This is a genomic window from Fusibacter sp. (assembly GCF_057447755.1).
This window is the reverse complement of record NZ_JBVBZF010000159.1, coordinates 1-7,931: the sequence shown is the minus strand read 5'-3', so window position 1 is coordinate 7,931 and position 7,931 is coordinate 1. Positions and strand designations below refer to the sequence as shown.

Genomic DNA, 7,931 nt, shown 5'->3' with positions numbered 1-7,931 from the left:
CCCCCGCACCTGTGGTGTTGAGAATGTGCGTTTCTGGTGTGCTCAACTGAATAATTTCATGGCCATCTCTTCCTACAACGCCATTTGGGCCTAAGCTTATGGCAATTTTATGTGAGGGAAGGTTTTTTATGATCTGTTTAATTTCTGTTGTTTGGCCACTAAAGTCAGAGAGCAATTCAGCCTCTAATAGATTGGGCTTCAAAAAATAAATCTTATCCAGCATACCTTTTACTTTAACCGCTTTTGCGGTGGATACTGTATCTACAAAAATTTTCTTGTGGGCATACTTGTTGAGGATGTAGTGTACAACTTCTTCTTTTAAATTAGTGTCCATTACTAGGCAATCTGCATTTTCAATCATATGATTAAATTCGTTAATATAAGCAATGGATATTTCATCAACAATGTTCATTTGAGAAATAGCGACATGCATATCTCCACTTTCATCAGATACCGCCAAATAAGTCGATGTCGGATGACTCTGATGCACCATTATGCCCGTTGTGTCTACTTTAAGCGCATTTAATTCTGATAATATCACAGAACCAAACTCGTCATTGCCAACAGCCGAGATCATTTTAACAGCCACACCCAGCCTTGAAAGATTTTCGGCGATATTTCTGCCAACACCACCCGTTGAGGTTTTAACTTCGCCTATATTGGAATCATGTAATATCATCTTATTGCTTGGGCGACCTGATATGTCCATATTACAACCGCCAATCACAACAACATAAGCCTCTTCATTTACAATATACCCCTTCCCTTTAATCTTGCCCTTCTTGATCAGGTTGGATATATGAACTGCCACAGAGGATCGTTGTAAATTCAAAAGCTGTGCAAGCGCTTCCTGGGAAATCATAGGATTACTTTTAATAATCTCAAATATTTCCTGTTCACGATCAGTCATAGGTTCTCCTTTTGTAAACTATTGTTTAGTTTATAATCATATGTTTATATTACACCCCTATGTGTGATTTGTAAACCCTTTTATGAGAAATCTTTTATGGTATTCTTTCTATTTTCTAACCTTCTATTGGTTTTATATTAATCCGTCAATCCTATAATGGAGTTAGAAAGTTGATAAGGGAGGTAAATAGAAATGTCAAATATTTTAGATCAAATTGATCAAATTATCAACAGAACAAAATGTACTTACAAAGAAGCCAGTGAAGCCTTGGAAGCGACAAAAGGCGATGTTGTTGAAGCCATTATCCAAATCGAAAACAACCGTACAGAAAAGGCCCAAAAAGAGGATGCACCTAAAGAAAACACCAGTGAAAGTAAAAAAACAACTTCAAGCGAATCTGATATTAAAATGGAATGGAAGTCAGAAGCCTTCAAAGCACAGATGAAATTTTTAGGCATCCAACTCAAAAAAGCAGCTAAAAAACTTTTGAAGATGAAAATTGCTTGGCAAAAAAATGAAAAGGTTTATCTCGAACTACCTTTAATCATCGTCATCTTAATTGCATGGTTCACTTTACCCTTTTCATTAATTGTACTTGTGGTGCCATTTTTCCTAGGTTTTAACGTCTTACTGAAAACATCTGGCAAGAAGGATCAAGATATCGGCAACATCATAAAATCACAGTTTGATGATCAAGCTTGATACAAGGCCCGTTTTCTATCCAAATTTTAACCTAAATTTGGTAGACCATTAAGAATTTCGCGTTATAATGAATTTAATAATATAAGATTTAAGGAGGCGTTATTATGTCAGTAAGTTTAGAAAAAATTGATATGCTCATGGAAAGAGCAAATATAAGTTATAAAGAAGCCAAAGAGGCACTAGAACAATTTGATGGTGATATGGTAGAAGCTTTAATCTACCTTGAAGATGCGCAAAAAACAGGCCCTAAACCTTCAAGAGCAAACAGAGACCAAAGACACTATAGACATCAAAGACCACATTCTCAACAAAGACCACAAAACGACTTTTTCGAGGACATGAAAAAATTCTTTGATAAAATGCATAAAACAAGCTTTGTCATCGGTAAAAAAGGTAAAAAAGTACTGGATATCCCATTAACTGTTGCAGCAATCATTATTCTTTTGACCTTGCCAGTATCACTTATTTTGTTGGTATTACCGTATGTTTTCGGTTACAAGATTGTTATTCTAGATCCTAAAGGCAGCAAAGTAAAAGTTGAAGATGCTTTCAAGTTTGATGAGGAAACCGTCGTTGAAAAAGAACCAGAAGATAGACGTTCATAAGCAAAATGATTTTTAGAGCATTAAACCCATCCCAGTTCATATTCACATGAACTGGGATTTCGTTTCTATCTCGCTGTTCTGACTTTAATTATTGTCTAAAAAATGCTATATTTAAACAAACCATACATAAAAACAGGAGGAGAACGTATGCAAAAAATACTTGTTGTTGAAGATGATATAAAAATTGCTCGTTTTATTGAACTTGAACTCAAACATGAAGGTTTTGAAGTAGAGGCTGTCCATGATGGGAGAACTGGTCTCGAGCGTGCGCTTGAAGAGACTTTTGACCTTATTGTGCTAGATATCATGCTCCCTGGCTTAAATGGTATGGAGGTCTGTCGAAGAATTCGTTTGAACTCTGAAATCCCAATCATTATGCTAACCGCGAAGGATGATACGATGGACAAGGTAATGGGCCTAGATTTTGGCGCTGATGACTATATGACGAAACCCTTTGCAATTGAAGAGCTGCTTGCAAGAATCAGAAGAATTTTTAGAAAAGCGCCGGTTACTGCAACTGCACCTACCAACATGTTCATTTCTGGAAATTTGAAAATTGACTATAATCAATATACAGCTTCCTATAATGACAAAACCATTGAACTGACTAAAACTGAATTCGACTTGCTACATTACTTGGCTGAAAACAGGAACATTGCACTTTCAAGAGAACAAATCCTCGACAAGGTTTGGGGATACGATTATTTTGGTGAAACTAAAATTGTAGATGTCTACATCCGTTATCTGAGAAGTAAAATTGACGATCAATTCAATGCTAAATTTATTCACACCGTTAGAGGGGTAGGTTATTTATTTAAAGATGAAGATCATAAGTAAAAACCAAGTAGAAGAATTGAATACGCTTCCGAATTCAGGGCTCAACAAGCCCAAAAAGGGAGATGGTGACACAACAGGCTCAAATCGATTCGTAAAACCGATAAAGCGTGTTAAAAAGAATGCCCCTCCCTCAGCGCCAATTGTCATCAATGTTAGCTCTGAATCTCAAAAGCAAAAATATCGAAAAAATAAGAAGAAAAAAGATAAGGATCGCAAAATCCCAGATGAAGAGATTATAAAGCAACGTCTTGAACACCTAGAAAGAGAAAAAATCAGACGTTCTCTTAAAAAACAGAAGAAACTAGAACGGAAAAAAAATGATGTGGCCAAGTCAACTGAATTGAACAAGACAGACATAGAAACAAAAATTATTGCCAAGAAGCCCCTTGTTAAATCGAAGCCTATCCTAGAAGATGAAATCATTGAGCCCTCTTATATGGCAAAATCCTATGACCGATTCATCTCATTGTTGCGCTTCAATATTACATTTAAGCTGACCCTAGGCTATACTTTTAGAGTGATATTTTTAATTGCCTTTTTATTTGTATCCTCATATCTGAGTTTTTCCTACTTTTTATATTATCAAACACAAGGCTCTCTCTCAAAAAACGACGTCTACATTCAAAGTCTTCTACAAGAGGGATATCCATATGATGATAAAGTGATCTTGCACTATATCGCAAGTGAGGACCTCTATTTCTACTTTTATGACGAAAACAAGACCCTACTTTATAAAAATACAGATTCTGTGGTCAACTATGACGATGCCATGGCCTATTTTTCATATGATTTTAAATCCTTCCCCAACTTTCCAACCCTTTATCAAACTGGAAAGTATTTGGACGCATCAGGAAATACAAGCTATTTCGTGCTTGGTAAGAATATGGACAAGTCAAGGGGCACCATAGAAGCAACATTGCCAATCGGTATTATACTCTGCTTTGTTCTGATGATAACATCAATTCTCTCGTCGTCAAAATTGGCAGGAAAACACTTAAAACCGATTAAGGTCATGACGGATCAAGTAAAAGATATGTCCGCAAATAACCTTAGTACCCGTTTAAACGTGAGTGGTACTAAAGATGAGCTAAAGGACTTGGCTTTAACCTTTAATCAAATGTTGGATGACATCCAAAAAAGCTATGAGCGCGAAAAACAATTTGTATCCGATGCTTCTCATGAACTTCGTACCCCGATTGCCGTTATCAAAGGCTATGCCGGTATGCTCAACAGATGGGGAAAAGATGATCCTGCTATACTTGAAGAAAGCATACAAGCCATTCTAGGTGAAACGGAGAATATGCATAGTCTCGTTGAGAGTTTACTCTTTATCGCCCGAAACGATAAGGGAACCTTAAAAATGGATCTGGCAGAATTTAATCTATCTGATTTGATATGTGAAATCGCTAAGGAGACTAATTTAATCGACAAGCAGCATAATATCGTTGAAGCGATTGATAAAAATCTCTTTATATACGGGTCTATAGATAAGCTAAAACAGGCATTGCGAATCTTTGTAGACAACAGTATTAAATATACACCTGAAGAGGGTGAAATTAAGATCTCCCTGCGTGCAACGCAGAGTCAATATGTCATTGAACTTTCAGATAATGGTATTGGTATTTCGAAAGAGGACCTACCACATATCTTCGACAGGTTCTACCGTGCTGACAAGTCTAGAACCAAGCTCAAAGACAACCAACATGGCGGTACCGGCTTAGGACTCTCGATTGCTAAAATCATTATTGAACAGCATGGCGGTGCTATTCACGTAGACAGTGAACTCAATATGGGGACCACTTTCACGATTATGCTTCCAGCTAAAAAAACAAAACCTCTCGAAACAGAAGATTTTTAATCCTCACAAAATAAACAAACCCCAAATGAACTCAGTTTTCAACATTAAGCTGAGTCAATTGGGGTTTTTTAAAAATGAATTTAAATTAAAGAGTGTGATCATCAAAGTAACCAGTTCAGGATTAAATTGTGTTTCCTTGCCTAAAATTAATTGTTCTACTGCCATCTCATGTGTCAACGGAACCTTTCTATAGGACCTAATAGATGTCATGGCATCATAGGCATCTGCAACACCGATGATTTGAGACATAATATTTGTTTCATTGCCCTTGAGTCCGTCGGGATAACCGGTACCATTGTACCATTCATGATGATGTTTGATAATCTCAGCAGAACGACTTAAATAGGGTACATTACTGATGATTTTTGCGCCAAGCTCTGGATGCATTTTAATCTGATCATATTCTTCACTGCTTAAAGGAGACTGTTTATTTAGAATACTAGATGGAATCCCCACCTTGCCAATATCATGTAAGATTGAAGCATATTCGAGATCCTTTAATTGATTGGGGCCAAGGCCAATAGCTTCTCCCATTTTTAGGGAGTATAGCCTCACGCGTTCACAATGACCCTTTGTATAAAAGTCATTGGCCTCAATTGCATTTGAGAGTGCTTCAACTGTAAGACCGTAATTGTGTTCGATCTGTTCAAGAAGGTCATTTAAAGACTCGTTCATTGCAGCAGTTTCTTCATATAGTGCATTGATTTCTTGGTACTGTTCATTGATTTCATTCTTTTGAAGCATCAATTTATTGGTTTGATCACCAATAAGCTTTTTCATAGAACCGACTTCTTTTTGTATGATTACGAACTCCAAGGGTGCTGTTGACAAGACCACATCCTCTGTTAAATAATCACCAGTCCCCATCCGCTTTAAAGAATCAACAATCTGATCAAGTGCTTTGAGTATCTTGGGTTCCAAGCTCTCAGACACCATACTCACCAACAGAATAAACACAGATGCGAGTAAAAAAACTGGCAAAAGTGTTTTCAAAACACTTAGATAAACATCAGATCTTTTTGAAAGCAAGACCACTTCCCAATTCATAAATCCGATATTTTGGGTTTCTAGAAAGTACTGGTCCTCTTCATATCTGATTAATTTTTGGTTTCTGTAATTTTCAGGCAACATGCTACCATCACTCATTCTTAAAACGCCATTCATGTCGCTCGATGCAATAATGCGATGATTGTTGTCTAATATTAGTAGCCTAAAGGCTTCATTGATATGGTTTTGTTCAAACAATAAACCGAGTTTAGTCAGTGTGACATCAGCACCTGCAACGCCTATTAATTGATTAGAAATGTCACTGTAGACTGCCTTAGAATATGTTATGGTCCATTTTAAAGGATCGAGGGCATCCTGATACAAGTCCGTTACTTTTATTTCGCCTGGATGCTCGACAGCTATTTTATACCACGGTCGCATTCTAGGGTCATAATCCTTTGGTAGTATATTGATGTTTTCAGTAAACATCCTACCATCTGATAATCCAAACGCAATATCTTTATACACCCTGCCTTGATTAAATTGTGCAATGCTGGAATTGACCACAGGACCATAATTGGGATTTTCCTTTACCATTTGAAGTGCATAGTTTCCTGTAAACATGTTCAGGGAATTACGGATTTCATCATCAAAGTTTGAAAGAAAAAGCTCAAGGCTGTTTACGGTCTGTTGCGAGTATAATTTAACTTCATTTTGGTAATGCTTAACTTCAAGTCTTGCCAAATATATACTATAGATTAAGACGGGTACAATTGCTGTGGTCCACATGATTAATCTAATGTAGTAGTGCAAACTTTTAGATTTGGATTGCATCATTCCCCCATTTATTCTGCGTCGTATGCTACAAAAAATATTATCAGATCTAAATAATCTACAGTGTTTTGATTGACTTTTAGGGATTTAAACGCCTTAATCATTTTGGAATCATTGTTGACCAAAATTAATTCCTTGTGATTTACTGGAACAAGTTCTTCTTCTAAATGTGCGTTAAAAGTACCTTCCAAATTATAAATACCCAGCGTAAAATACTTATCGATTAAAACGAGTCGATTGTCAAAAATTTCAGGAAAAATGGTTTCAATATCAACTGGGGTGTCCTTTGCTAGTTTGAAATGCTTTAAGATACCATAACTACCTTCCTTGAGCATAAGGTTAAAATCACGTGTAACACCAATACTCCTCGTATCCCAATCACCTTTAAAACAATGCGCTTCGAAAGGTTTAAGTAAAATTTCATATAATAATTTTTGTTGATTTCTATGTTTTAAAAGTAGAGGTGCATCAAAAGGCATAATCCATCGTTTTACACCATAGAGTGGTGTAAAATCAGATTCTTCTTTTTCAACACTTGCACTGCTTACTCGCCATGAAAATTGTCTTTCTGCATAATTTGCATTTTCAGGGTAAATAAATATTTCGGTTGTTTCTCCTCCTGACCAAGTCGAAGTTCTTTGATGAGCCTGATCAATCACTTGATAATTCATAATATACCCTCCACGATTTGCTTCCTCTATATCTCTTGACTCTATTTTATCGTGAAACCCCAAATAATGAAACAGGATTTTAAGAAATTGTATTATTTTTAAGACATTAATTTGAAAAAAATTTTTTATTGTCTGAAACATAAACACACTTTCTTTTTTTACTTTTGCTATAATATTGTTTGTAGAACAACAATTTTGATGTGTTTAATGATTCTAATCACTTTAAAGGAGAGCCATATGACGATTACAAAATATTTTTTAATGGTATTCATTACCGTTTCGCTTTTTGTTATGACATTTTTCAATACGCAAGGTGGATATCTTTTTTTTGCACAAGCCTTTCCAATTGCCCTAATTTTAACCTGTGTCGTTTTCATTGAAGAATTATTTAACCCCACCAAGAAAAAAAAATACATAGATTCAGGCGAAAAAAACAGCGATGAAGAGGGCATGAAAGGCCTAATAATGACAATTACGATCTTTATACTTACTTTGGTGATGATGAAGCTCTTTATTGTGTCCAGTGT

The 7,931-nt window shown here is 36.0% G+C and carries 8 protein-coding genes; 5 read left to right on the top strand and 3 right to left on the bottom strand.

Annotated elements, in window-relative coordinates:
- Positions 1-910 (bottom strand): carbohydrate kinase family protein (locus tag AC220I_RS14855; RefSeq protein ID WP_486724639.1); only part of this gene is annotated, 910 nt, incomplete at its 3' end.
- A 192-nt stretch (positions 911-1,102) separates the two neighbouring features.
- On the opposite strand from AC220I_RS14855, the gene AC220I_RS14850 reads away from it, so the two are divergent.
- From AC220I_RS14850 to AC220I_RS14835, 4 genes are all read left to right on the top strand, one after another.
- A complete protein-coding gene (locus AC220I_RS14850; protein WP_486724638.1) occupies positions 1,103-1,612 on the top strand; it encodes a UBA domain-containing protein in 510 nt (169 codons plus the stop codon).
- Positions 1,613-1,716: 104 nt separating this feature from the next.
- Positions 1,717-2,217, top strand: a complete 501-nt coding sequence (locus AC220I_RS14845; RefSeq protein WP_486724637.1) for a DUF4342 domain-containing protein — start codon at positions 1,717-1,719, stop codon at positions 2,215-2,217.
- A 147-nt stretch (positions 2,218-2,364) separates the two neighbouring features.
- Positions 2,365-3,054, top strand: coding sequence for a response regulator transcription factor (locus AC220I_RS14840; protein WP_486724636.1), 690 nt, complete (start codon positions 2,365-2,367; stop codon positions 3,052-3,054).
- Positions 3,038-4,912, top strand: a complete 1,875-nt coding sequence (locus AC220I_RS14835) for a HAMP domain-containing sensor histidine kinase (protein WP_486724635.1) — start codon at positions 3,038-3,040, stop codon at positions 4,910-4,912. The genes AC220I_RS14840 and AC220I_RS14835 overlap by 17 nt, the downstream gene beginning before the upstream one ends.
- Before the next feature lie 54 nt (positions 4,913-4,966).
- Here AC220I_RS14835 and AC220I_RS14830 read toward each other — a convergent pair whose 3' ends face one another.
- Both AC220I_RS14830 and AC220I_RS14825 read right to left on the bottom strand, forming a co-directional pair.
- Complete coding sequence (locus AC220I_RS14830; RefSeq protein WP_486724634.1) at positions 4,967-6,733, bottom strand: HD domain-containing phosphohydrolase; 1,767 nt, start codon at positions 6,731-6,733, stop codon at positions 4,967-4,969.
- Between the two features lie 11 nt (positions 6,734-6,744).
- A complete protein-coding gene (locus tag AC220I_RS14825) occupies positions 6,745-7,404 on the bottom strand; it encodes a HutD family protein (RefSeq protein WP_486724633.1) in 660 nt (219 codons plus the stop codon).
- Between the two features lie 237 nt (positions 7,405-7,641).
- Between AC220I_RS14825 and AC220I_RS14820 the strand changes: the two genes are divergently transcribed.
- Positions 7,642-7,931, top strand: a 290-nt coding sequence (locus AC220I_RS14820; protein WP_486724632.1) for a hypothetical protein, incomplete at its 3' end; no start/stop codon positions are given.